At 58.5% G+C, this 26,030-nt stretch carries 20 protein-coding genes; 8 read left to right on the forward strand and 12 right to left on the reverse strand.

Translation table 11 applies throughout. From position 1 onward, the window contains the following. Positions 1–45: 45 nt before the first annotated feature. Complete coding sequence (greA, locus tag HUU60_08920) at positions 46–525, forward strand: transcription elongation factor GreA (GenBank protein NUL82828.1); 480 nt, start codon at positions 46–48, stop codon at positions 523–525. A gap of 3 nt (positions 526–528) precedes the next feature. On the opposite strand, the gene HUU60_08925 is transcribed toward greA, so the two are convergent. The 4 genes from HUU60_08925 to HUU60_08940 are packed head-to-tail and all read right to left on the reverse strand — an operon-like array spanning position 529 to position 5,597. Beyond that, positions 529–1,653 carry a hypothetical protein gene (locus HUU60_08925; protein ID NUL82829.1) on the reverse strand — a complete coding sequence of 375 codons (1,125 nt, stop codon included), beginning with the start codon at positions 1,651–1,653 and terminating at the stop codon, positions 529–531. A 49-nt stretch (positions 1,654–1,702) separates the two neighbouring features. Then, on the reverse strand, positions 1,703–2,347 hold the full coding sequence (locus HUU60_08930) for an SOS response-associated peptidase (protein NUL82830.1): 645 nt from the start codon (positions 2,345–2,347) through the stop codon (positions 1,703–1,705). 2 nt (positions 2,348–2,349) lie between these two features. Continuing rightward, positions 2,350–4,734: an extracellular solute-binding protein gene (locus HUU60_08935; GenBank protein ID NUL82831.1), complete on the reverse strand. Its 2,385-nt coding sequence runs from the start codon at positions 4,732–4,734 to the stop codon at positions 2,350–2,352. Then, positions 4,731–5,597 carry a serine hydrolase gene (locus HUU60_08940; GenBank protein NUL82832.1) on the reverse strand — a complete coding sequence of 289 codons (867 nt, stop codon included), beginning with the start codon at positions 5,595–5,597 and terminating at the stop codon, positions 4,731–4,733. The genes HUU60_08935 and HUU60_08940 overlap by 4 nt, the downstream gene beginning before the upstream one ends. Before the next feature lie 187 nt (positions 5,598–5,784). On the opposite strand from HUU60_08940, the gene HUU60_08945 reads away from it, so the two are divergent. The 3 genes from HUU60_08945 to HUU60_08955 are packed head-to-tail and all read left to right on the forward strand — an operon-like array spanning position 5,785 to position 10,867. Beyond that, the gene (locus HUU60_08945; GenBank protein ID NUL82833.1) at positions 5,785–8,328 is read left to right on the forward strand and encodes a hypothetical protein; all 2,544 of its coding nucleotides are present in this window, start codon (positions 5,785–5,787) and stop codon (positions 8,326–8,328) included. Between the two features lie 27 nt (positions 8,329–8,355). Further along, complete coding sequence (locus tag HUU60_08950; protein NUL82834.1) at positions 8,356–9,219, forward strand: hypothetical protein; 864 nt, start codon at positions 8,356–8,358, stop codon at positions 9,217–9,219. Continuing rightward, positions 9,212–10,867 carry a DUF885 domain-containing protein gene (locus tag HUU60_08955; GenBank protein ID NUL82835.1) on the forward strand — a complete coding sequence of 552 codons (1,656 nt, stop codon included), beginning with the start codon at positions 9,212–9,214 and terminating at the stop codon, positions 10,865–10,867. The genes HUU60_08950 and HUU60_08955 overlap by 8 nt, the downstream gene beginning before the upstream one ends. Here the strand turns inward: HUU60_08955 and HUU60_08960 are convergent. Further along, a complete protein-coding gene (locus HUU60_08960; protein NUL82836.1) occupies positions 10,854–11,906 on the reverse strand; it encodes a Gfo/Idh/MocA family oxidoreductase in 1,053 nt (350 codons plus the stop codon). The genes HUU60_08955 and HUU60_08960 overlap by 14 nt on opposite strands. A gap of 134 nt (positions 11,907–12,040) precedes the next feature. Then, positions 12,041–12,451 carry a GAF domain-containing protein gene (locus tag HUU60_08965; protein NUL82837.1) on the reverse strand — a complete coding sequence of 137 codons (411 nt, stop codon included), beginning with the start codon at positions 12,449–12,451 and terminating at the stop codon, positions 12,041–12,043. 56 nt (positions 12,452–12,507) lie between these two features. Between HUU60_08965 and HUU60_08970 the strand changes: the two genes are divergently transcribed. Continuing rightward, a complete protein-coding gene (locus HUU60_08970; protein NUL82838.1) occupies positions 12,508–13,386 on the forward strand; it encodes an alpha/beta fold hydrolase in 879 nt (292 codons plus the stop codon). Continuing rightward, the gene (locus tag HUU60_08975) at positions 13,376–14,890 is read left to right on the forward strand and encodes an AAA family ATPase (GenBank protein NUL82839.1); all 1,515 of its coding nucleotides are present in this window, start codon (positions 13,376–13,378) and stop codon (positions 14,888–14,890) included. Before HUU60_08970 ends, HUU60_08975 begins: the two co-directional genes overlap by 11 nt. A gap of 459 nt (positions 14,891–15,349) precedes the next feature. Here HUU60_08975 and HUU60_08980 read toward each other — a convergent pair whose 3' ends face one another. Genes HUU60_08980 through HUU60_09000 form a run of 5 tightly spaced genes read right to left on the reverse strand, consistent with a single transcriptional unit; the run spans position 15,350 to position 21,439 of the window. Further along, the gene (locus HUU60_08980) at positions 15,350–16,645 is read right to left on the reverse strand and encodes a serine hydrolase (GenBank protein NUL82840.1); all 1,296 of its coding nucleotides are present in this window, start codon (positions 16,643–16,645) and stop codon (positions 15,350–15,352) included. A gap of 60 nt (positions 16,646–16,705) precedes the next feature. Continuing rightward, a complete protein-coding gene (locus HUU60_08985; GenBank protein ID NUL82841.1) occupies positions 16,706–17,725 on the reverse strand; it encodes an ROK family protein in 1,020 nt (339 codons plus the stop codon). Positions 17,726–17,729: 4 nt separating this feature from the next. Next, positions 17,730–19,715, reverse strand: a complete 1,986-nt coding sequence (locus tag HUU60_08990) for a hypothetical protein (protein ID NUL82842.1) — start codon at positions 19,713–19,715, stop codon at positions 17,730–17,732. Beyond that, the gene (locus HUU60_08995; GenBank protein ID NUL82843.1) at positions 19,712–20,170 is read right to left on the reverse strand and encodes a GyrI-like domain-containing protein; all 459 of its coding nucleotides are present in this window, start codon (positions 20,168–20,170) and stop codon (positions 19,712–19,714) included. The genes HUU60_08990 and HUU60_08995 overlap by 4 nt, the downstream gene beginning before the upstream one ends. A gap of 36 nt (positions 20,171–20,206) precedes the next feature. Further along, positions 20,207–21,439: a hypothetical protein gene (locus tag HUU60_09000; protein NUL82844.1), complete on the reverse strand. Its 1,233-nt coding sequence runs from the start codon at positions 21,437–21,439 to the stop codon at positions 20,207–20,209. A gap of 49 nt (positions 21,440–21,488) precedes the next feature. Here HUU60_09000 and HUU60_09005 point away from each other — a divergent pair, with 49 nt between their 5' ends. Beyond that, positions 21,489–21,830 (forward strand): 4a-hydroxytetrahydrobiopterin dehydratase, encoded by a 342-nt coding sequence (locus HUU60_09005; protein ID NUL82845.1) that lies wholly within the window; start codon positions 21,489–21,491, stop codon positions 21,828–21,830. Here the strand turns inward: HUU60_09005 and HUU60_09010 are convergent. Beyond that, complete coding sequence (locus tag HUU60_09010; GenBank protein ID NUL82846.1) at positions 21,818–22,483, reverse strand: aquaporin; 666 nt, start codon at positions 22,481–22,483, stop codon at positions 21,818–21,820. The genes HUU60_09005 and HUU60_09010 overlap by 13 nt on opposite strands. Positions 22,484–22,711: 228 nt before the next feature. Between HUU60_09010 and HUU60_09015 the strand changes: the two genes are divergently transcribed. Next, the coding region (locus tag HUU60_09015) for an RHS repeat protein (GenBank protein ID NUL82847.1) at positions 22,712–26,030 on the forward strand (3,319 nt) is incomplete at its 3' end.

Consider the following 26,030-nt stretch of genomic DNA (forward strand, 5'->3'; position numbering starts at 1 on the left):
TATAGTATCTGACCATTCGTTCCTGGCTGACTGCCGGAGACTCCTATGAAAGACGACCCCAAACTCTATCTGACAGAAGAAGGCTATCGAGCATTAGAAGCGGAACTAAAGCAACTGACCACCGTTGAAAGACATCGAGTGGCCGATCAGTTTCGAGAGTATAAAGAACATGGCGAAACAGGCGACGAGGCCGAGTTCGAGAGCCTCAAGAGCCAGCAAGCGATGCTTGAGTCCCGGATACACGACGTAAAGGCCATTCTGGCTCGGGCCACCGTGGTGAAACCGTCCGACGTGCCGACCGACCATGTAAGCGTGGGCTGTTTGGTCGAGATCCAAGACGCGGAGACCAACAAGAAGCAGAAAGTGCAGGTGGTCGGCGCTGCAGAGGCGGACCCGCTAAAGGGACGGATCTCCTACCTGGCGCCGCTCGGCGAGGCGCTGATGGGTAGAAAAAAGGGCGATTCCGTGGACGTTAAACTGCCGCACGGACGCGCCCGTTACAAGGTGCTCAAGATTTCGAAGTAGCCCTTAGATGCTGTCTCCCGCCTTGCCAAAGTTCGACAGCACGATCGCCAAATCCAAGTCGTCGACCACGCCGTTGCCCGTTATGTCGGCGTCAACGTTGTTGGTGCCAAATCGGGTTAGAATGCGCGACAGATCGGTGTCGTCGATGAGGTTGTCGTCGACCGAATCGCCGTTGACAAGCGGAAAATCGATGTTCAGCGTTCCGCCCGAAAGGCTTGCGCCGACCGTCCTTCGCAGCCCAGAACCCATCTTTGTGCTGACCAACACCGCGCCATTGATCTGGGTCGAAAGCGTGTAACTTCCGTCGGCGGCCAGCGTTACGGTGTGGTTTTCCGTTGTTGCGCCTTGCTTGATGGTGACAACGGCCTGGCGGTTTTGATAGGAGGCCTGATAGCCCTCTAGAGTCAGCCGCCCCGAGATCTGAGTAGCCGGCAAATCGGGCGCGCCATAAAGGCTAAAGAAGAATCCCGCATGAATGGCCCCAAAATAGTATGCGTCGTACTGCGTACCGTTCCACTGCACGAAGTAATCCAGGTTCGCATCGCCTTGAGCCGTCGCCCAGGCGCCAGGCGAGGTAACTTGCACGCCCAAATAGCAACTGAAGTAGTCGTCCTCGATTCTTCCGCACTGTACGGTGAAGACGTTGGACATGGTGTTCGTGCGCAAGCGCCAGACGCCCGATTGAGGCACATAGAGCACGTGGGGCCCTCGATTGCTTCCATTAAACGTCTGCGGCTCCCCGATCGGCTCGGGCGGAAAGTCGCCCGTGGCCGGCGCATAGAAGCCCTGAATCGTGTAAAAGCCCGGATTCGGAAAATAAATCCCGATATCCACCTGACTGATTCGAAATCGGCCAACGCCGGATGGATCCATCGACTGGTTGATCAGCACGTCGTCCAAGACGATGGCGCTGCCGCCTTCATAAGCGTAGTTGGTCGCAATCTCGTGATAATAAAGGCGAGAATCCTGCACTCGCGCGCCGGTCCAGTTGATAATCGGCTTCTCAAAGGGGTTTGAAACAGCATCGGCCATAAGAGCCTTCGAATCGATGCGTTCTATCAACTGCCAGCCTTGCCCGAAGCCAGCCGCCGTTACAAACGCGCTCAAAAGCAGTCCGATCTTCCGCATTTGGTTCATCCTCCTCGGTTTGGTAATATTCTAACCTGTTTTTTGACGATCAATTCTCTGTTCCTGTTCCAGTATCGCGCGGATCGCGAGGAACCATCCTCATCCTCTCGGGCGGCGGGGCGCCGATCAGGCGGTCCACCTCGTTTGCCCGTTGCAGATCAGGGCTCAGCCATGCGTCATAGTCGTCCGGGTGAATGATGACCGGCATTCGGTCGTGCGCTTGTGCGACCAGTTCGTTCGGCTCCATGGTCAGGATCGCGCAACTCTCGATCAGCGAGCCGTCCGGCGAATGCCATCGGTCGTAAAGCCCGCCCAAGCCCATCAGTGGGGAGTCAGTCATCGAAATGAGATACGGCTGTTTCTTGGAACCTTCTTTCTTCCATTCGTAGAATCCAGAGGCGGGAATCAGACAGCGCTTATGCCGCATCGCGCCCTTAAACGAGGGCTTCTCCCATGCCGTCTCAGATCGGGCATTAAACATTTTGTATCCAATCGTCGGATCCTTTGCCCAAAAGGGAATCAGCCCCCAAACCAGATGGGTCAGTTCGCGCTGCTTGGCGTCATTGATGCGGACTGCGAGCACGGGCTCGGCGGGAGAGATATTGTATCGAGGCTCGATCTCGAAGGCTAAGTCCAGACGGAACTGTCTGGCCAGTTCGTTCGCGGTGGCGCATAGGGCAAATCGGCCGCACATGGCTAACCTCTCTTCTCCGCTTCGTAATGCACCCAACGCGGGGCGAGTTTGAACTGTATCAGCGTCAGCGCAAGGATAATGGCAAAGATGATCCAGGCCAACGCCGAAGCATAGCCCATCTTAAAATAGGTAAAGGCGTTGCTGAACAAGTACATCACGGGCACCAGCATGCTATCGACCGGACCGGAGCCGCCCTGACCGCCTCCCAAGACGTAGATACGGTCGAACTCCTGCAGCGCGCCGATGGTGCCCATGATCAGGTTGAAAAAGACGTAAGGCGACAGCATGGGCAGTGTGATGCGGCGAAACACTTCGGCCTTGCTGGCGCCGTCGATCTCGGCGGCTTCGTATAGGTGTTGCGGGATGCCCTGAAGACCGGCCAGCCAGAGTATCATGCCGCCGCCTGCGCCCCAAAGCCCCATCACGATCAGGCCGGGCTTGGCCCATTCGGGCACGCTGAACCAGCCGGGAGGCGTCCAACCGAACCACTCCGTCAGGGTCGCTTGCCACGCCGCATTGATCAGCCCCCGGCTCGGATCGCCGCTCAGCGCCCAACCCCAGAGCACCGCAGCAGCAATGGTCGGCACGATGGCCGGCATATAGTAGGCCGTCCGATAGCCCGTCATCCCGCTAACGCCCGTATTCAGCAGCATCGCGATCGCCAATCCGGTCGCCATATTGAGCGGAATGCCGATCACCGCTAAGTAAAAGGCGTTGTAAAAGGCTTTCGACAAAAACTCGTAGTCCTCGGTCAGCAGCAGCGCATAGTTGTTCAGACCGACCCACCGAGCGGGATGAAGCACGTCGTAATCGCAAAAACTGAGCATGAGCGACGCGATCATCGGCCCGGCGGTAAAGGCCAAAAAACCGATCAGCCAAGGCGAGACGAACGCATAGCCGTAGTAGGCCTCCTGTTTGGCCATGCGCGGCAAGCGATGCGACCGCCACCTTGACACTAGATAGGCCGTCAGAAAGAGGCCGAGTAAACCAAGCGAGATCAAGACCGGGCGCCACTCGATTATCGGGTTGCTTTCGCGGCTGTAGACTTTGTCCAACTCGCGCTGAACTTTCGACTGCGACTCGGCAAGCGCCGCTTCCGGAGACTTGACCAAGTGCACAGCTTGGTCGAAAGCGCGGACATGCTCGTCCCAAAGCCGCTGCCCCACGAACGTAACCGGTCTGAATCGCGCGACAGGGAGCAGATCGATATAGGTCTGCACGACCTGTCGAAACTTTGGATCCTTGGGCATATACTGGGCGTATACAGCCTCGTTGACGCGCATATTGGCCGAAAATCGAGGCACGTACATGCGCCCTTTCGTCCGGTAGTAGGCTGCCTGAGCCTCCGAGCTGATCAGGGCGCTCTCGACGCCCGCCATCCATTTGACAAACTTCCAAGCGGCCTCTACATTTCGCGAGCCGGCCGGAATGGCGTAGGAAAAGCCGCCGTTCCACGTGATGAAGCGGTCCTTGCCGGCAAAGCGTCCGCGCTGATGATAGCGATCCGTCGGCACTGGGGGCGGGGCTGCGGCAAAGTCAAGATCGGGAGCATAGCGGGCGATACCGTTGAGCACCCAATCCCCATCGATTTTCATCGCGACTTTGCCCACAAAGAAGGGGTCTTGCTCGCGTCCAAGGAAGCCTGACTGAAACTTGTCGATCTCGTTGATGCCGCCGAGCTCCTTGTAAACGCGCACCATAAACTCGAGCGCCTCTCGTGTCTGCGGATTGTTGATCGTGCAGGTGCGGCCATCGGGCGACATGAACTCGCCCTCGTTCTGCCACGAATAGAGATAGAGCCAAGAGTTGCCAAAGTTGGGGATGAAGCCGATGCGTTCCAACTGGCCGTTCTTGTTGCGCTTAGTCAGTTTCTTGCCGTATTCCAGCAACTCGTCCCAGGTGCGGGGCGGTCGATCGGGATCAAGGCCGACCTCTCGGAAGATCGCGCGATTGTAGAGGAGCGCGCGGTCGTCTGTGCCCGCCGGCACTGCGTACACCTTGCCTTTGTAGACCGCCTCGTTCCAACAGGCCGGATAGTAATCGTCTTGCCGCACGCCCTCTTTAAGATGCTTGTCCCGCTCGATCAGGTCGTCCAAAGCGCGGAAGGCCGAGCGAGAGGCCCAGTCGCCGATGGTGAAGCGGTCTTGAAAGATGACATCGGGGGGCGCTTTGCCCACAATGGCCGTCATCAGTTTTTGCGGGTTCATCCTGCCAGCGCCCATCGACAGCAATTGCACCTTGATGTCGGGATTGCGCCGTTCGAACTCTTTGATCTGGGCTGCCAGTCCTTGTTGTTCTTCTCCCAAAGACAAGCCCCATACGATCAATCGCGTTTCTTGCGCATGGGCCACGGCGAACAGGGCGACGAGCGCGACCAGCAGTCTCATAGTGCGTCGTGCCCGGGCGGAGGCGACCACTTTTCGCGCGGATGATAATGTTGGTACACCTTGCGGGCGATGGCCTTGATCATCTTTTGGCTTTCGTTTTCTTTGCTCCAGCGGCGATCTTCTATCTCCTTCGCATAGACAGCGAGAATGTAAGGCCCGCTGGGAGAGAAGACGATCGCGATGTCGGAGCGCGAAGCATCGATAGAGCCGCTCTTGCTGGCGACCGGCACCCAGGGCGGCGACTGTGCGGCGATCAGATCGTCGAAATATTGATGGGTAAGGATGCGGATCATCGCTTCGCAGGCGGCGACGGTGCCCGCCTTGTTCGTGCGGATGGCGTCGAGCAAGGCGACCATTTCGTTCGGCGTTGCCATGCCCATCCCCCATTTTTCTCGCAATGCAAGGAGTTCTTTCTCTTCGGGCGGGATAGCCGACAAGAGCCGGGTGTCCTTCAGATTCAGCCTGGAAAGCCATTCGTTGATCGCTACAACGCCGAGTTTCTTGGCCAGCATGATGGTCGCCGTATTGTCGCTGACCGTGATCATCAGGTGGATCAGTTCCTTGATCTCCGGCTTGGCGTCGTCCTTATAGAACTGCAGGAAGCCAGCGCCGCCGCGCCGATCGTCCGGCGCGATGGCGAGTTTATCCAGGTAGCCGAGCCGACCCGATGTCACCTCCTCGAACGCTTTGCCCATGACTGCGACCTTTATCGTGCTGGCCGTGGGGAAGATCTCGTCGCCGTTGAGCGCGATGCGGTGATTTTGCCGCGTGTGATAGAGGCTGTAGCCCACGATACCCTTGACAGGCTTTGCAAGGGCGTCTAACTCGGCTTTGAGCCTGCGTTCCGAAGCGCTCTGGTTCACGTGGTCAGAGATTCGCCGTCCAGCCTTCGTTTCCTGGCGGCGATTCGTACCTAAAATTGTGCTACAAATCTTCATTTTCCCGTTCGAAGCCCGAATCCGTAGATTTGGGACTAAAGTCTATAGGAATCAAGCCTCCCGACGACGTATTCTTTGGCATGGAACCCATGGAGGTTCAAGGGAGGGCCGTATGAAAGCAGCAATTCTGGCTGTATTAGCCACAGTGGCCATAGGATCGGCTTTTGCGCAAGACGCGGAGCATCATGAATCAAGATGGATGGGCTACGCCAATCCGATATCCGACGCAGAAAGGGCGATCAAGCATCCGCCATTAGATGTACCGAAGTACTTCAAGCGCATCAACCCGACGTTGCCTAAGGACAACCGCGGCATGGGCGACGAGGCCGCCTACGACGATCAATCCGAGCCGCAAATCCAGTTTGCGAACATGTTTCGCAACTTCAGCGGCGGATCGACAGGTTGGTTTCCGCCCGATCCAGTGGTAGCCTCGGGCATAGACCGAATCATCGTCGGCGTGAACAGCGACATCTTCATTCGCAACAAGAACGGCGGCTTGATCGGTCGCATCTCTTCTGACAACTTGTTCGGAGGCAGCACGTTCAAGTTCGACCCGCGTGTGGCCTGGGACCCCTGGCGAAGTCGATTCTTAGTGCTCTACATGGCCAAGAGCGAATCGCCCAGGCAGTCGTTCTGGGCCCTAGCAATCTCAAAGACTGCCACGCCGACCGCCGTCGCATCCGACTGGCACACCTACTTTTTTAGCACGGCTCCTGGCGATAACTGGGGAGACTACGGCTACATGGGATTTGACGAGAACGCCGTCTTTCTCAGTTGCACGATGATTCCTTACGGCTTGGGTTTCCGCGCCAATCGTTTCTTGACTTTGAACAAGGACGAGATCTATAGCGGCTTGCCGGCAGGAAGCTGGATGGATTCGGACTTCAGTCTGGATTACATGGCTCCTGCGCAAATGTGGACAGGCGCCGGCAGAGGCTACATCGTCGGGTTTTCGGACGGTGGCGGAAGCCAAATGAAGGTCTGGCGCATCAATTGGACGGGCACGACATGGGCGCAAAAATGGGCGAACAGTCCGGGCTTTACACGCACGGATGTGAGCGTGCCGACGTACATTGTGCCGCCCAATGCCACACAGCCGGGCGGACTGAGCCGATTGGACACAGGCGACACCCGAGTGAGAGACGCTGTGTTCTACAACGGCACGCTCTACACGGTTCAGAGCGTTGCGGTCAACTTTGGAAGCGGCAATCGCACCGGATACCGAGCCTACCGTGTCAATGCCGCCAGCCCGACCACTTTCTCTCACTCGACATCCGGCGCGAATGGGTTCGACTGCTACTACCCGGCGATCTTTCCGACTTCGGGCGGCGATGCAGTGATCGTCTTCGGACGCTCCAGCTCGTCGGAGTTTGCATCGCTGCGCTACACCACGTGGCGCAACGGCGTGGCACAAGTCGATAACAGCACGCCCATTCGCGGCAGCAGCGTTGGCTACGTTCGCATCGACGATCAGGATCGAAATCGGTTTGGCGACTATTTTGGCGCCGCCCTCGACCCGTGGGACTTACAAACCATCTGGGTCGTTGGCGAGTACGTTACCGGTTCGACCACCTGGGACACGTGGGTGGCAGAGACCAACTTCAAACCCACAACGACCCTAACCTCCGACCCCATTGTTGGACAGTTGGGTCAGACGGTGAACCTCCGATCTACGCTCAGACGCAACGACACAGGAGCGTTCGTGGCCGGTCAGACGATCCAGTTTAAAGTGAACGGCCTGACTGTAGGCAATGGCGTTACGGACAGCAACGGTGTGGCCACTGTGCCTTACACAGTCCCTATGAACGCGCCGGTCGGAGGTCTGTTTCCAATCGTTGCGACATTTGAGCGTACGACGGCCTTGAACGGTTCGGGCGCTGGAAGCGATCTTTTCATCCGCAAGCGCGATCCACAGGTCCTTGTAACCTGGGTCTATGTGTCCGACGGCCAAGACGTAACGCTCTATGCTCGACTGCAGTGGCCGGCTGGGCCGGAAATGGTGGCCGGAAAGAGCCTGGATTTCTATGTGCGAGATGTCTATCGCGGAAGCGCGATCACCGATTCGGTGGGATTGGCTCGATTGCCGTTCCATGTTACGGGACTGCCTGCCGGCAGCAACCAGATCAGGGTTGAATTTGCAGGCGACGCGATCTACAATCCAGCCAGCAATACCGGGGTCATGCGAGTGGAGCCACCGACTTCCTTGGTTCTGACTGTAACGCCTACCTTGGTCAGGCAGGGCCGCTATACTGCGACGATATCTGCGACGCTCAGAGACAGCGCTGGCCAGCCCATTAACGCAGCCGAGATCGAGTTCTTCATGAACGGTCAGTACTTCTTTTCTCGAAACACCTCGTTTAACGGGCAAGTAAACTTCACCATCCAGTTTTCTAGCGGGCACCCTTGCGGCGAGAACCAGTTGCTCGCTCGATTCTGGGGCGAATTCGGCCTTGCAAGTTCGCGCGACACCAAGATCATCACCGTTCGCCTCGCCGAGGACTTGGACATGAACGGTATTGTGGACGACGCCGATCTGGCGATGGCGCTGACCGACTTTGGTACAAACCTGTTCCGGTCGGACGTGGACAAGAACGGCGTGGTGGACGATATCGATCTGTCGCGCATTCTCGAAAGGTTCGGACACGTAGGCTGCTAAGTCGAGCGTAGGTATAATTCGCGCGGTTTGAAGGGATCGCGCGAATTTACCTTTATCGGCGCAGCAATCGGCAGCGTTGTCGGGCTGTTGGCGGGCGTCAGCATCGCACTGGCCGCAGGCATCGGACTGCTATGGGGCGCTCTCTTGAGTCTGGGTCTGGCGCTCTCTTTGGCCGGTATCGGCGGCGGTATCGGCTATGCGATTGCCAATCGCTTGCCGCCGATGTTGCCGGCCTACCGATCCGAGCACGACAAACTGCGCCAAACGGCGAAAAGAGTCCGCAAAACGCTTAAGAAGATCCAGATGGGAGAGGATGGGGGAAGAACCCTTGATCGGATCCTCAACAAGGACGCCGAGCTTCGCCATCGCGCCAGCAAACTGAAAGAAGCCATCGCCGCCCTCGCGCACGAGAACTTAGGCTGGTCGGACCGAATCGTCGGCGGCATCGATGTGCTGAGCGGCGCCATGAACCAACGCCCGGGCAAGAGGCTGACCAAGATCGATTGGGAGATTCAGTCCTACCGAGCCAAACTGGAGCGAGAAGCCGATCGTCTGGACAAGGAGACTCGAAAGACGACCGATTTGCGCGCCAAAACGGAGCTGGAATCGGCTTTGGCGATGAAGCTGAAGGAGAAGACAGCATTCGAACAGATCGACGGCGCGGTGCAGTTTATCGAAGCGCAGCTGGCGCGCAACCGCGCAAGCCTAGAGGCCGTGCATGGCCGTGCGACCCGCTTGATCCACCTCGATGCGCCGCTCCCCACAGCCCAGCAAGATTTGGCGCAGGAGTTGGACGAGCAACTGCACGCTTACGAGCGCGCATTGGAAGAGGCGCGATTCGAACGCCTTTACGACATCGACTCCCAGGAGCATTTGAGACTCAATGAATAGCCTGAATGAGATTATCCAGGTCGATTGGGAACGACGAATGCGGTCGAATCCCGAGCGCGCATCGTCCATGGGCGATCGGCGATACGACGATCAATGGACCGACTACAGCCTAGACGCTTTCGATAGGCGGTATCGAGAGATCGAATCTGAGCTACAGATGCTGAACAGAATCGATATCGGCGTATTGAGCGACGAAGAACGGCTGAACTGTGAACTCCTGAAGTTAGAACTGGAAACAGAGTTAGAAGGCGAGCAGTATCGGCTCTACCTGATGCCATTGAACCAGCGACGCGGCCCGCAGAGCCTGGACGACATGGCCGGATATCTGAGGCTGGAAACAGAACAAGACTTTGAAAACTGGCTGGCGCGGCTGGACAAACTGCCCGTGTTGGTCGATCAGCATATTGAACTCTTGAGAGAGGGCATGCGATCGGGCATGATGCTGCCCAAGGTCGTTCTGAGCCGCGTGCCCGCCCAGATCGAAAAGCAAGTCGTATCGTCGCCCGAAGAAAGCCCCTTTTTCCACGCTTTTAAGAAAGCCCCAAACGATGCGCTGAGGGAAAAGGCCAAGGCGATCATAGGCCAAAGCGTGCTCCCCGCCATGCAGAAGTTCCAACGCTTCTTTGTGGACGAGCACTTGCCCGCTTGTCCGGACGAGATCGGATTTAGCCATCTGCCCAACGGCGAAACGATCTATGCCTATCTGGCCCGAGTGCACACCACGACCAGTCTGACGCCCGACCAGATTCACGAGACTGGCCTGTTAGAGGTTGCAAGGATTACCCAAGAAATGGAGCAGTGCAAGGATCGAGCTGGCTTTGCAGGCGACATGGCTTCGTTTTTCGCCTTTTTGCGCTCCGATCCACAGTTTTTCTACAAGACGGGGCAGGAACTCTTGGATGCTTACCGGGCCATGAGCAAGAAGATCGACCCCGAACTGGTGCGCTTGTTCCGAACCTTGCCGCGGACCCCATACGGCGTCGAGCCGATTCCGATGAACATCGCGCCCGATACGACCACGGCCTACTATCGGCCCGCGGCGGCGGACGGCTCTCGCGCCGGAAGCTACTTTGTCAACCTTTACAAGCCGGAAAGCCGCCCAAAATGGGAGATGATGGCGCTCTCGCTGCACGAGGCCGTGCCCGGGCATCATCTGCAGATCGCGCTCGCCATGGAGCAGACGCATTTGCCCAACTTCCGCCGTCATGCCTACTTTAACGGCTACTTGGAGGGTTGGGCGCTCTCCGCCGAAAAATTGGGCGAGGAGATGGGACTGTACGAGGACGAGTACTCGCGCTTTGGCCGACTTACGTACGAGATGTGGCGCTCTGTGAGACTAGTCGTGGATACCGGGATGCACGTGAAGGGCTGGTCGCGCGAGAAAGCGATCGAATACTTCATGCAGAAGGCGGCCAAGACCGAACTCGATGTGGTCAACGAGATCGACCGCTACATCGCTTGGCCCGGCCAGGCGCTCGCCTATAAGATCGGCGAGATCAAAATGCAGGCCATCCGTGCGAAGTGCGAGAAGGCGTTAGGCGACCGGTTCGACATCAAGGCCTATCACGACGCAATCTTGCTGGACGGCGCCATGCCGCTCAACGCCCTCGAACGAAAGATCGACCGCTGGCTGGCTAATCCAGTCTGATCTCCTTGCCCTCGTCAGCGCTGCGATAGAGACCGTCCAGGATCGTGATCACATCCAGCGACTGCTCGGCCGGTACGGGCGAGGGAAGACCGTTGGCGACCGCTTCGGCAAAGGCCATGCACTCCTTAGCATGAGGCTCGCCGCCTTCCGCATTGACCAAGGTCGCGTTGCTATGCTGGCGCGTCTCGTTGTGCGTGCGCAGTATCTCGTTGTTCGGCCAGTGCGCGCCGCCTTTCTCGCCATACAGCCACATCTGCATATCCTCGCTCAAGGTTTTGTGGTGCAGAAGCCAGCTCACCTCCAGCATCAGCGTCGCGCCGTTATCGAACCGCACAAAGGCTGCGGCAAACTCTTCCACGTCCCAATATTCGGGGATCGGGCCGCCCCAATTGCTAAACGCGCCCGGCTGTCGGCGCAAACGGTCTTGGGTTATGCCCGATACGGCGACAGGCTTGGGATGTCCCATCATCCATAAGGTCAAGTCTAAAATGTGCACGCCGATATCGATGCAAGGGCCGCCGCCTGCGTGTTGCTTCATCACGAACCCTGGGCCGGTGGGCGCGCCCGATCGGCGCAGCATCCACGACCGCGCATGGTAGACCTGGCCAAGGGCGCCACCGTCGATCTCAGTTTTGAGCGCCTTGGCCGTACCCGTGTATCGAAAGTGCTGGGCGGTCATCAGCATCTTGCCGCTACGATCGCGCGCCTCGATCATCTGCCGAATGTCGGCGGGCGTCGGGGCCAGCGGCTTTTCGCAGATAACGTGCTTGCCGGCGTTGAGCGCAGCGACCGTGAGCGGCGCGTGATACATGTTAGGAGTGCAAACGTCCACAATATCGATCTCTGGGTCGGCGATCAGCGCTTCGCCCGAGTCGTAAAGCCGATCGATGTCCTGTTCTGCGCCGATTTTGCGCAGATTGTCGGCGTTGTTGTCTGCCAGGGCATAGAGTTCGGTATGGGGGCTTTCGCGCCATCCAGGGAAATGTGTGCGGGCGATGCCGGCGACGCCAATGACGCCGACTTTGAGCGATTTTGACATTCAGAAACCTCGGTGATAAGGGATTGCGGTTTAGTTTCGAGCGCTGGAGGCGAATCCCTTCTCCTTGTCTGGCGGCCCAATGAAATTCGCCCGAACGGGATTTTTTTCAAATGTAGCACAATTTTGAGTACGAATCACGGCCAGCGCAAGGCGAGCAACGGCGCGATCTCCTCCAATAGAGCCTCGTGCCGCTCGTCAAATTGTCCGACCTCCGTGCCGTCCAAATCGATCTGCCCGATCACCGATCCAGCCTCATCGCGCACCAAAACCACAATCTCCGAGCGCGTCTCCAAATTGCACGCCAAGTAGTTCGACCGCTCCCGCACGTCTCGAACAATCTGGTTCGCGTCCTCCGCCACCGCCGTGCCGCAGACTCCCTGTCCAATCGCGATCCGAGTATGCTCCGTAGGCGGGCCGACAAAAGGCCCCAAATGCAACTCCCCATTGCGCAACAGATAAACTCCCGCCCAATGGCAGTTCAATCGCCGATGCAACACCTGCATGGCGGCCAAAATCGCAGCCTCATTGGACTCCTCAGAATCCATTGCCGAACCGACTTCGCTAACTATGGCCTCTCGATCCATCCAAGTATAATTCTGACATGCTCTATGCAGGTCTGGCGGCCTTAGGCGCCGCGATTGCGGCGCTCATCGGCAACTGGATCATCCTCCGTGCAGCGCTCAAGCCGCCCCGAACGCCGCTGTTCCTAACTCCGCTCGATCTGGACCTGCCTTATATCGATGTGCGATTCGGCAAGGAGATCGAACTGGCCGGATGGTGGATTCCGGCGGACAATGCGGTCGGCACGGTCGTTTTGTGCCACGGCTACTTCATGAATCGCAGCGAACCGCTGGTCGTCGCCAAACGATTGTGGCCCTTGGGCTTCAATTGCTTGACGTTCGATTTTCGCGCCTGTGGCAAGAGCGGAGGCGATCTCTGCAGCCTTGGCTATCACGAATCAAACGATGTGACAGCCGCGGTAGACGAGGCAGAGAGACGGACGCCCGGGCTGCCGATCATCGCGTTCGGCGCATCGATGGGCGCGGTCGCTTCGATCTTTGCCGCCAGCCGCGATCGCCGAATCGCGGCCATCGTTGCCGATTCGCCCTACGCTCGGCTCAGCGACGCCGTGGACGACTGGTGGAAGGGAAGCGTCGGACCCTTGGCGATGTGGCTGCTGAAGCCGGCGAAGTTAGTCGGCATCTTGATGACCAAGGTCTCGCCCTATAGCGTGCGGCCCGATATGGCCGTCCAGGCGATAGACCGACCGATTCTGCTGCTGCACGGCGAGCGCGATCGCTTGATCCCGGCGCATCACTCGCGCCGCATTTACGCCGTGGCCAACGAACCGAAAGAGGCGCTCTTCTTCGAACAGAGCGACCACGTGCAAGCGCGATTCGACCATCCGGAGCGGTACTATCAAGCGCTGACGTCGTTTGTGCAAAGCGTTGTCAAAAGGGAGGCGGGCTGTGAAGTTTGATCAACAGATTGAGTATTTGGTTCGATCTCGTCATGCGCTGATCTACGTCCAGACGGCAGAGGAGCGCCGCGCCGAAACGGAACTAAGGGTAGTGGCAGAAAGGCTCAAGCGGCCGTTGCACGTCTGGACGAACACGCAGGGCTTGCTGCCGCCCCTAACCGACGAAAAACCCAGCAAACTCGCGCCCGACCTGGAAGCGCTCACCCAAATCTGGCAGCACAAGGGCAACGGCCTCTTCATGCTCAAGGACTTTCACGCCAGCCTCAACGATAGTCGCGTCATTCGCCTGTTGCGCGATCTGAACCCCAGAGCCGCCAAGAACGGGCAAACCCTTCTCATCGTCAGCCCCGTGCTCAAACTGCCCGTCGAATTGGAAAAGGAGATCACGGTCGTCGAGATGCCCTTGCCCGACCGAACCGCCATCGAAGCGCGAATCCGCGATCTTTTAGTCGTCATGCAAGGCAAGGACGGCATCGACACCCAGATCGAACCGCAGCGTTTCGAGGAGATCGTGCTGGCGGCGCAAGGGCTAACCATGGAGGAGATCGAAAACGTCTGCCTCAAGTCGTTCGTGCAGTTCAAAGCGCTCAACGTCGAGGCGATCCTAGAAGAAAAGCAGCAGATCGTCCGCAAGTCCGGCGTGTTGGAGTATTACGCCTCGCAAGAGGAATTGAAAAACGTCGGCGGCATGGACTCGTTGAAAGAGTGGCTCCGAAAGCGCCGAGCATCGCTCACTGACAAGGCGCGCGAGTTCGGACTGCCGGCGCCAAAGGGCATGCTGCTGTTGGGCGTGCAGGGCTGCGGCAAAAGCCTCGTCGCCAAATCGATCGCCACGCTATGGGGCTTGCCGATGCTGCGATTCGACGTGGGCCGGGTGTTCGGCAGCCTGGTCGGATCGTCCGAGCAGAACATGCGCATGGCCATCCGCACCGCCGAGGCGGTCGCCCCCTGCGTGCTCTGGATCGACGAGATGGAGAAGGCCTTTGCGGGCGTGCAAAGCTCCGGCATGAGCGACTCGGGCACCACCGCGCGCGTCTTCGCAACCTTCCTCACCTGGCTGCAAGAGAAAAAAGCCAGCGTCTTCGTGGTCGCCACGGCCAACGACGTGTCGCTCCTGCCGCCCGAACTGTTGCGCAAGGGCCGCTTCGACGAGATCTTCTTCATCGATCTGCCGACCCAGGCCGAGCGCGAGGCTATCTTCACCATCCACATCGCCAAGCGCAAGCGCGACCCCAAAAAGTTCAACCTCAAAAAGCTCGGCCAAGCCACCGAGGGCTTCTCCGGCGCCGAGATCGAGCAGATCATTGTGGCCGGGCTGTTCAGCGCGTTCGACGCCGGTCGAGATTTGACCACCGACGACCTGCAGACCGAAGCCGCCAACATGGTGCCCCTATCGGTGATGATGCGCGAGGAGATCGACGAGCTGAGATCGTGGGCCAAGATGCGCGCCCGCCCCGCCAGCGGCCACGAGGCGAGCCCCAAAAAGCGCTCGGCTCAGGCTTGACGCCCGATCCCTCGACGCCCGTAGGTTGGAGGGATCACTTCGTTCCCCTCCTTAAACGCGCAGCGTTGGAGGGGGCTTTTCGCTCTGTCCGTATAGCCGAAAATCGGTCTTTCGCGGTCGGCTTGCCCCCCTTCTGTATCTTCCCCCCAAAATCTTCGATTTTAGGGGGAAGAACGAATCCAAACCCTCCGCACCCGCTTGCCTGATCCCTTGTATCCTTATAGGTCGAGGGACTCCACACCTGCGGGCGTGGAGGGATCAAGGTTCGCTCATTCGCAGGATGGCGTCGGTTTTCGCTTGTGCGGCCTATTGCCGAATCGAGCCGGGCGCGTCGGGCATCTGGAGAACCTGGTCGTAGCAGGCGATCGCCGCGTCGTCCTGGCCCTGAACGACGAGCGCGCGCCCCTTGATCATGAGCGCCCAGGCGCGCGCCTCATGGTCATTGTCTATCGAGAAGTTTTATTCCTGACGCTGGCAGGGCGTCGATACGCCGCCTTGGACGATGGTTAGCGTTTCGCTCTTGCCGTCCGCCGGATCGGAGAATATAAGCCTGGCGCCGACTTTCGATACTTCGAACGTCCGGTTGTCCTGAGCTTGCAATCGGAACGGCGGTTGCCCGGTTACCTGGGCGTAGAGCGAACCGTTTTTGAGGCTGATCTCGATGATTGTGTCGCCCATGATTTTGTACTTGCCGACAAACGGCTTTAGATCGTCCTCGGCGAGTTTCAGGTCGAGTACCGCTTTCGGCATCTCGAACGGCCTGCCAAAGGCGATCTGACTGAGATCGTAGGCGGTTCGATCGGCGTCCCCCTCTTCACTATTAGAAATCGCTGCGACAACGGTCTTTTCGTCGGGGAATGTGAGCAGACAGGAGACAAATCCGTCGATGCCGCCATTGTGCCAGACGCGCCGATGGCCGTGCGGCTTATCGATCACCCAGCCGTAGCCCATCGGTCCGCCCGCATTCGTCCACATCTTGTCGATGGCGCTCTTGGGCAGGGCTTTTCCGCTCCAGAGCGCCTGGACCCATCTGTTCAGGTCGCCCACGGTAGAGCTGATCGCCCCGGCGGCATGGGGCACGATCATGTTGATGGGGTCTGCAACCACGACTTTAGGCTGTATCGATTCGTAGCCGACCGCCATCCAGCGCTGGAACGACTTTTCGTGCCCGGTGCGCGATAGGCCGTTCGGCTTAAAGAATGTCGCGCCCAGATAGTCGAAGTAGCTCTTGCCCGTAACGCGCTCGATGATCATCCCGAGCGCGATGTAGCCAGAGTTGCTGTACTCCTGTTTCGCGCCCGGCTCAAAGACCAACGGCTTGTCCTTGGCCCATTGAAGCGTCTTGACCGGTCCATGGTCTGCGTTCTTGACTCGCCCATAGATCGGGTCGGCCGTCAGGCTATACAGCCCGGATGTATGGCTTAGGAGGTGATGAATGGTAATCGGCTCCCACGCCTTTACCGGGTCTTTCAGAAACTTGTTCAGTTTGTCCGTAGTCTTGAGCTTGCCGTCTAATTCGAGCTTCATGATAGCGGCAGCGGTGAACTGCTTAGTGATTGAGCCGATTCGAAAGACGGTATCCGGCTTGTTGGGGGCTTTCTGCGCGTGGTTGGCCATGCCGTGTGCAGAAAGGACTGCGATTGAGCCGTCGATCGAGATCAGCGCGGAGCCTGTAAAGCCTCTATGCTCCGTCGCCGCCTTTAGGTAGGCTTCCGCGTTCTCCTTGATCTTCCCGTTCGTCTTCAATTGGCTCATAGTAGATGATGATTCTACCATCCGGCATTCTTTCGACCCGCTTCTTGACCTGGGGCTTGGTCATGGCTTCATCTGTCGCGCCAGGGCAGCGGCGCCGACAACTCCGGCATCGTCCAGCCGCTCTGCTTGTACGATGCGGCAGGTTTCCATAAGCGTCGGGATGGCAAAGTCGGTGGCCGCGCGCCTCGCAGGCTCTAGCAACAGGTCGCCCGCCTTGCTAATCTGACCGCCCACAGCCACAATTTCGGGATTGAAAATGTTGATGTAAGTCGCGATAGCCACGCCCAGCCAGTAGCCGGTCTCGTCCCAGGTCTCTATAGCCGCCGGATCGCCCGCCAACGCGCCCTCGTGCAAGGTGCGAGGCGTAACCCGTTCCAAGTCGCCGCCCGCAAACTCCAGCGTTCTGCCTTTGCGACCACGGCGAACGACTTTCTGTCGGCCTCTTGCGCTGATGGCGACCTTTTGGATGATGCCTTCGATACAGCCCATTGCGCCGCACGGGCATCTGGGGCCGCCTGCCAGTACGATGGCATGGCCCAATTCGCCTCCGCCGCCGTTTGCCCCCACCAAAAGCGAAGCGCCTTGCCACCCCATGCCGTGCAACTGCTTGCCGCTCAAAACGACGCCGCCCCCAATCCCGGTTCCGACAGTGATCAGTACCAGTCCGGCCGCTGTGCCTTTGCCGCTGCCGTAGTAATACTCTCCCAATGCCGCCAGATTCGCATCGTTGCCCAGGAAGACGGGCACGCCCATCTGCGCTTCGATCTCGGCAGCGAGCGGCACGTCTCTCCAAACTTCCAACCGGCCGCCCCGCATTTCGCCTAGATTGGGCGCCCAGCGCACAATGCCAGATTGTGCGTCGACATGGCCAGGGGCTGCCAGGCCGATCGCGGTTGGCCGAACTTCAGCGCCCAGCGCTTCACGAATGGTCGCCACAATGGCTTCGACCGTTCTCTTGTAGCCCTGCTGGCCTTGAGAACTGCGCTCGGCAACGCGGCCGACGATTTGACCCTGATCGTCTACTATGCCGGCGCGGACGTTGGTGCCGCCTAGATCGATGCCGACATATGCAGGCGCCATGGATTTAGGAAGTGTTGAGGTTGGAAATGAAGTCTCGAAGCTGCACTCGCGCCGAATCGATCTCTTCCTGAAGCTTCTCGGTCTTGGAGCGAATCTCGTCCAGCTCTTTTTCCTGTGCGGTCAACCGGGTTACGTACTCGTTGTAGAGCGCGCTCTGCTGGTTCAGTCGCGCCATGTTCTCCCTGATTCTGGACTGATCCTGTTCGATAGTCCGGCGTCGAGCCTCTTGCGCCCGCTTTTGCTCTTCCAGCGAGCGGATGGTGTTTAGGCGCTGCTGAATGTTGGTCAGCGCCTGCCGAACGCCCTGCGACAGTCGCGCATCTTTAAGATAGAGCGCAATGCGATCTAACTGCTGATCGTCGATCGCGATCATTTCGGAGAGCGTTCGCTCTCGGACGACTGAGAACTTTTGCTGAGATTGGGCCTTGGATTGGATCAGGAATCGATGAGCGGCAATGGTGTCTTCCATCGGTTTCTGTTCCATTGCCATCTCGTAACCATCCATCTTGGGCACGGTTAGGACGATCGATTTCTCTTTGGCGCTGCGGTTGTGCAGGGCGTAGTTAGCCGTATTGCGAGCGCGTCGGGTCTCCTCCAGCACGCCGTTGACGATCTTGACCGATGTAATCGTCTCCGTTTCGTCGCCGCCTTCTATCCGGGCGTCCAGTTCCAGGTCGAAAGCATAGGCGATCAAACGCTTCTCCCCTGCGCCGACCGTATCGATCAGGCCGTCGCCGCTATAGGTTCCACGGTCAAAAACGGTAACCGGTCCTTCCAGTAGCGTCAATCCCGTGTCGTTGGTCAACTGGACGGCGAACATGGGCCGTGTTCGTCCTGGCTCGACAACGGTGAATCGAGCGATCGGCGCTGGCTGGTTGACAACGGGCAGCATAGCCGATTGCCGACGGTCCAGGCTCAGCGGCTGATCGATCCGGTACTCGAAAATGGCGCCCAAGTCCTCGCCCTCTGCCATTGCCTCGACGCCTGCTTCCATTTTGAATCCAAAGTCGGCCGGCGGCGCCTTTGCAGCGTCCAACATCTCTGCGCGTCCGGCTCGACGCTCAGCGGTTGCCGCTCCGGGCGCTGGCGCCCCGCCGCCCGTAACGCCGCCTCGCAGGACCGTTGGCTCGGGCGTCGCGAAGATCGAGGTTTGTACTCTTGGCCGAGGCACATAAATCGACTGATAGAGGTCGGCAATGAAGCTCTGGGGCCGACCGGCAATCAGCGAAACGCTAACGCCCTTCCAATCCTCGTCGCTGCTGTTTTCCACAATCGCCCAGCCTTGCACCAGCGCCTTTCCGTCCGGATCGAGCGCCAGGCGGTAGCTCATCTTCCACACGGGCATCTCCACTACATAGGCGATACGGGCGCGGCGACGGCCGACGCCTTCGAAAGCGATATTGACCGGGCGGCGCTGAGCGTCTAACCCTGCCGCCAAGGCGACCAAAGCGGCGGCCAACTCCGACCGAAGCGTGGGATCGGTTATGCTGAACGCAGATTCGCCATCCAGCGGCAGAGTTTGAAACCCAGACGTCGTGCTCAGGGTGATTTCGTGTTTCTGGACGACCGTTCGACCATCGGGCGAGGGCACATTCTTGGAATGCACGCCGACCACTCGACCGATGACCGTTTTGCCCAAAGCGCTGAACTCGATCTCGGCTCCGCGAAGCCTATTGAGCAACATCTCGCGGGAAGGGTTGTCGGCCAGATTGATGGCGAACGACTCAAGCGTCTTCTCGATGGGCGACTTAGAGCCAAAACTGACTGGCAAGGCGCGACCGCCGTCCAAGTCTTGCAGCACGAGCGATTTGAGGATGTCGTCAAACTGCTCCGCACGAAAATGCAGGGTAACGGATGTCCGATCCTGCACGTAGCCAAGCCGTTCGATATATCCGACCCCGCTGCGATAGAGCGCGACCTTCGTTACAGGCAACTCCTGGGCAAAGGCCGCTCCAAAGCACAGCGCGACGGCGATCAACAATCTGTTCATTTTAGGGGATAGTAGACCTCGGTCCTCAACGATTCGGGCGGCGTCGTTTCAGGATCGTCTATGTAGATCTCGTAGCAGTAAGAGTCGAGCTCCAGGCCGTTCTCGTCGACATGAGCGTGCAGCGCGCCGTGCGTGTCGTGCAATGCTTCGTAGGGCCCAACGTGTAAAGCAAAGAGCGCCTTGTGACCGCCGATCGGTTCGGAAATCACATCGCCCTCGCCCGCAACGAGCCGGTCCGTAAACATCCCGCCGTCCATGTCGCAGTCCGATTCGCGCCAATGCGTGTACCGTATGAAAGGCCCCCGTGCCATTGTTGCGCCCGCGGCTTCGGCAACGGCAAAGCACTTTCGCAATCCATCCATAAAGGTTGGGCCGATGTCTTTGTGCTCGCAGGTGGCTCGGACAAAGAGGGCCGGCGTCGAAGGCGCATCGATAACGTCAATCTTTAGGCTCATGTGGGCCGAGTTCGGCGCGAATTCGGCGATTCCTGCCTAAGGGTGGCTTTCTAACAGTCGCCTGAACGAAGGGCCATCGACCGTATGAAGGTAGACCACAGCCAGTTCGTCCTCCGCATTCATCCCGGCCTTAATGTTTGCCGTTGCGCCCGCCGGCCATCGAGGATTCTTGGTCGACGCGTCGTACTCAATCTGGACCGTTACAATCGCGCCTTTTTCGGTCCAGGCCGGTTCGGAAAAGTGGTAGGTCGTCTGCCACTTTTTGTCCCAATCGTCGATTATGAGCAGTTCGCGCAATGGGTTGTTCGGCGGCTTGATCGTAATGCGCAGCTTGCGCCCATGCCGGCGCATAAACGGCGAAACTGAGGCGATGAATTGATCCTTGGTCGAGATCCAAGACATTGTCTTCTCATATCGCTCTGCGCCTTTTGGAATCTCCAACATCGGGTCTTGAAGGATTACAGACTGATGCGCGAGCGGGCTGGCGAAGCTCTTGTCGGCCAAGGTGATGCCGATGCGCGACCGATCCTTCTCGGGCTTGCCTGTCTTCAGATACCGAACGTGCACGACGATGTCCCAACCTTTGGGCAGCTTGAAAAACGTGCCCGTATGGAGCGCCATGGGGCCGTAGCCCGCCTCCCACATACCCAAATAGGCGGCTGGCACAATGCCGGGCAGTTCGAACGCCTCTTTGCTGTTCCACTCTCTCGCGCGGCGGGTCGGGTCGGCAAAGACTGTTACATGATGAACGACTCTCGGATTGCCGGGCAGCACGTCGACAACCTGAACATGGACATCCTCTTCAAACGGATTGTCCAGCACGAAGGCGCGCTGTTCCTCCTCGCCATCGGCGTTCAGGTTGACTTCGGGCAGTTGAAACTCGTGCGCCACCTTGTAAACGAATGCGCCCTCGCGATAGGGGTTTTCCGTGTCCTCAACGCCTTCGCCTCGCGGGGCGCCCGCTTTTAGCCAGCCCAGAATCATCTCGCGGTGCTGTTCGCTCATGCGCCGGTCGTTGGCTATCGCGTAGTGATCGCCGGTGCGCGCTCGGAACGGCGGCATCAGGCCCTCGCGGATGTACTTTTCAATTTCCTTGATCCACGGCTTCACGTCGTTATAGCTGAGCATCGAAAAGGGCGCAGGCTGGTTGGGACGATGGCAGGGGACGCAGTCGTGCCTAAGCGCTTGCTGGATGATGATATAGGTGAATCGGTCGGATTGGCCGCCGGCAATGCCGAACAGCGCGACGAATAATAAGAGGGCTTTCATGCTTCCTGTCTGATTATACATCGGCATTGCGGCCGGGTATTCTGCATACATGTCAGAACTTCGCCAAACAAAGTGCGAGCCGTGCCGATCCGATTCGCCGCCCGCCAGTCCCAATCAGATAACTCGATGGCTGGGCGAATTGTCCGGCTGGATAGTTGAAGATGTCGACGGCCAACCGCAGCTTTGTAAGCTCTACCGGTTCAAGGACTTTGGCTCGGCCATGGCGTTCGCATCAAAAGCAGGGCAGGCGGCGGACGAAAACGACCACCATCCCAAAATCACGATCGAGTGGGGGAAGGCCGAGGTGCGATGGTGGACCCATGCGATCCGCGGCCTTCATCAGAACGACTTTGTGATGGCGGCGATCTGCGACGATCTTTACGAAGGTTGATCGTCCGTCCAAAAGGCGACTTTGTGGAGAACGCCCGCCACGCCGCCGCCGATCAATGTGCCGATCAGATAGACCCAGACCTGTCCCATCTCGTTAGCGACAAAGGCAGGGCCGAGCGTTCTGGCAGGGTTCAGCGACGCGCCCGTTACAGCGCCTCCGGCCAAAATACAGGCCGCCAACGTGAAGCCGATAGCCAAGCCCGCAACGTTGCCCGCCTTGCCCCTGACTGCCGCCTGTAGCACAACGCTGGCCAGTGCAAAAGTGAGCGTGGCTTCCATTAGCATCGCTCCGCTGACCGTGTGCTTGGTCTCGTCGAACGAAAATGCGCCGAACTGTCCAGCCATCCCGGGCAAAATGTAGGCCAAAGCGAACGCGCCTGCCACGCCGCCCAAAATCTGTACAAACCAGTAGGCGATGGCGGTAGCGGGCGCGATCTTTCCGGCGATGGCGATGGCCAGCGTTACGGCCGGGTTGATGTGCGCTCCCGATATGTGGCCTAGGGTATAGGCGGCAAAGACGATAGCCAGGCCATGGGCGAACGCGGGCATGATGGGGCCAGCATCGAGCGGATTGAGCGCGACCGACGCGCAACCCAAGAAGATGAGAAAGAACGTGCCGATAAACTCGGCCAGCAACGCGGACGGCTTGATCATGGATGCACCTCCTGGGCGATATTTCGACGCCTTGCGGGGAATCCTTCTAAATCTCATGTTGCTGGAATGTATGGTTGACGCTTATAGGCGCTGATCGCCATCTATGTGGGGGAGGCTTTCTTTCGACTGCGAGAGGAGGGTTGCCTTCCACCAAACTTTTAGAAAACTTCGCGCTAAAGGGTTGACAAATCTTGAGAAACTCGTTATACTATCGTCATGGCGGCTAATATGAGCGCACTGTTCAGTGTTATTCTGGCGTTCTTTGCAGTTGCTCTTGGATTCGGCCAGGGCGAGCAAGACATGCCGCCGAGATGCGTAACAGGGCAGTACTGCTTAGTTCAAAACGCCATCTACTTGGGCTCAGGCACGTACCTTGCCGATGGGATGGGGGCCTATTGTTCGCTTCCTGGGCATCAGCCGTCCGCGGTTCCGCTTGCAGCAACGGGTCAAATGGCCTTCTCTTTTGCAGCGCCTGCTACCGACTTCAACTTAGGCGGATTCTCTTACCTTTCGTCGCCGACGCCGGGCGGCGCTATTGGGTGCGGCTGGTTTGGATTGGATCGAATTCAGATAGTTGTTTCCAAGGAGTACAGCGCCGAGAACAACTTGCTGTACGGCGTCTGGAAGGGTATTCCGACAAACTGGATACTTGAGGATCATGAAGAATCGACTTATGACCGAATGCGCGAGGTCATCGTCTACGATGCCGATGGGGTAGGCATTCGCTTCTTAGCCACCTTTGACTCGCAGACGGACCAATATACCTATGCCTTGCCTAGCAGCGGATCGACCGGCGCGGCCACTGGAAGCCGGGCGATTTTGCTGCACTATCCTCAAGCTGAGCCCAATCACGTCCTGTATGGCGGCCCGCCAGGCGCTATGGGGTCCCAAGGCGCTTGGAATTATGGTTTTCACCTTACCGATACAGGAGACGGCGCCAAAGCGCTGCTTTCCAGCATCAAAGATCCTATCGGCAATCTTGTAATCTTCGGCTTGGACCAGGGCTACAGGCTTGTAACTCCGCAGTTGATCGGCGCCGAGTATCGAATCGACATCGATGGCGGGGGCGTCGAATACCGAAATAGCCATCGATCAACAAACTGGATCTCGCTGGGGAGCGCGCCCTCGCCTGACGCCGACTGCGAAGGTTCAGAAGGGGTCTTCGGTTGGAACGGTCGGCAAGGTCAGACCAACGAGCCTTATTGGATCGAGTTGGAAAACGGATCATCAAGCGGTTCCAACTACACCTTGATTACCGAGGGCAGCGGCAGTTCCACTAGCCAAGTCCAACAAAAGTGGGTCTGGGAAGCGGCAAAGGATGTCGAGAAGCAACTCTACGGCTTCGCTTATGGGTGGACTACCGGACAGCAGGATACTCTTCAGCGTCTCAAGACGTTCTACCTCGGCGAGATTCCGACATCGTATCAATATCAATACGACGCCGTCGACGTCAATGGCTGGACGGTCAATCGGGGTTTCAAAGTTACCATCAAGCCAGGCGTATCCAACCCCGCATCCAGCACGCCTCGAGCCGCCGAACTCTTCTTCGACTACGGCCCTGCGTCGCAACAGCCTCTTGGCGAGTTCAAAACGCTCAGAGTCAAGCGGCCCAAACTGAACGAAGAGAGCGGCAACGATCTGACTGTACATAGCTTCCAGGGCGGAACCGCGGCGTTCTCTCAAGTTTCTTACTACTCGGATGCGGAGGATGATCCGGAAGAGTACCGCTGGAGGCGGACTACCTACTTCCAATTTACCGATCTCTCCGCGCCGACCAAGATTGCGCTTTCGCCCGACTCGTCCACTACCAGCGATCCGCGCGAAATTACTTTCGATTACGATGCCTATGTCGATCAGAATTGGCCGTCTGGGGTTTTCGAGACCCGTTTGACCGGGGTTACCGATCCTGCCGGAAACGAGATCGTCATTAACTATGGCGAAAATCACGGGGACGGCCCGACCGGAAGCAAGGCCAACCCGCCTCTGTTGCCAAGTTCGATCGAGCTGGTCGCCGCCGAAGGACCAGACCCCCGGTGGCGCTTCGACTACACTTGGTCAACGTCGGGCACGCTCACGACGCCCAACGGCCTTCTGCGCGGCTTTTCGGAGCCGGATCGAGGCTGGTGGGAGTTGATCTACGATGATGAGAATGGCGACTATCCGTTCAAGCTTCGCCAAGTCGTCGATCCGACCGATCGAGCAGCGGCCGTGGACGCCTACGACGAGTTGGGGCGGCCGACGCTAGTCAAGCTCTTCCCAAGCGGCACATCCGGAACGCCGCTCTGGTCGGAGACCGAGTACACCCTTCTAGGCCAGCCGGCAGAAGCGACCACAGGCTTTGGCTCTTCCGCTCACTCAACCACCAAGTTTGCCTGGAGCGGCCAGTTCTTGACCGGCGTAACCGACCCGCGCGGTCATGTCGCCTCCTTCTACTACAATACGCAGACAGCGCTGGGCAAAACAGGCATGCTCGGCCAGATCGCCATCGGCACGGGACAAGACGAGAAGCTCTACGCCAACATCGTTCGCGACGAACTTGGACGACCTTGGAAGATCGAGGGCGGCAATGGCGTCTATGTAGAGTATGCATACGGCCATCGCGACGAACTCCTGTCCACCTATTGCTCGGGCGATCCGACCACTGACAAGGAGCTTTTCCACTATGCCTGTTGCGGATTGCTCGAAAAATGGACGCGCCCCGATGGACAATACGTTCACTTCACTTACGATGGATTCGGCGCTCTGAGCCAAGTTCGCTTCAATGCCGAAACTGGCGATGCGGATGAAGGGTTCTTGTACGATTCAGCTGGCCGGTTGGAGAACGCAAGCAACATTGCCGGGGCATCGGCGTTCGCCTACGGCGAATTCGGACGCTTGGCCACCGAAACGGTCGAATCCCGCGATCCTTCGGATGGTTCTGCCGTCGCGACCATTCTCTTTGAGTCGGAGTACTATCCCTCCGGCGATCTCAAGAAGACGATCATGAAGCAGGGCACGACCGTGATTTCGACGCTCGAATACGTTTACGACGAGGCCGGGCGGTTGGAAACGATCAAGAACGGCGGCTCTGCTTTCGCCTCCTATGCCTATGACGGCGCAGGGCGATTGACCGCGGCCGACGCGATCATCGGTACCGGCGCGACGCTGTATGGAACCGCCTCGTATGCCGATTCTCAGTTGGCGGGGTCGCTGGGGTCGCTTGGCTACAAGATCAATACCGCCTCTCCCTTCGCGTCGTTCGGCTATGCCTACTATGCGGACGGCGCCTTGGCCGAGGCGGCGGACACGGTGGGATCGACCTCGCGCAGCTACGAATGGGACTACAACCCGGACGGGTCGCTGCAGTACGAGACCATCGGCGGCGCGACCACGGCGTTCGAGTACGACGCGGGCGGCAATCTGACCGCTTGGGGCGCGTCGACCGGCTGGCAATACTCGCACAACCGCCTGACGGAGGTTCCGTCCAAGGGCTACGAGTTTTACTACACGGACAACGGCGAGCGGGCGGCGTGGTTTCAGACGCCGACCATGCCGGACGGCGCCGGCT

The organism is Armatimonadota bacterium, from assembly GCA_013359125.1.
GTDB lineage: Bacteria > Armatimonadota > Fimbriimonadia > Fimbriimonadales > GBS-DC > JABWCR01.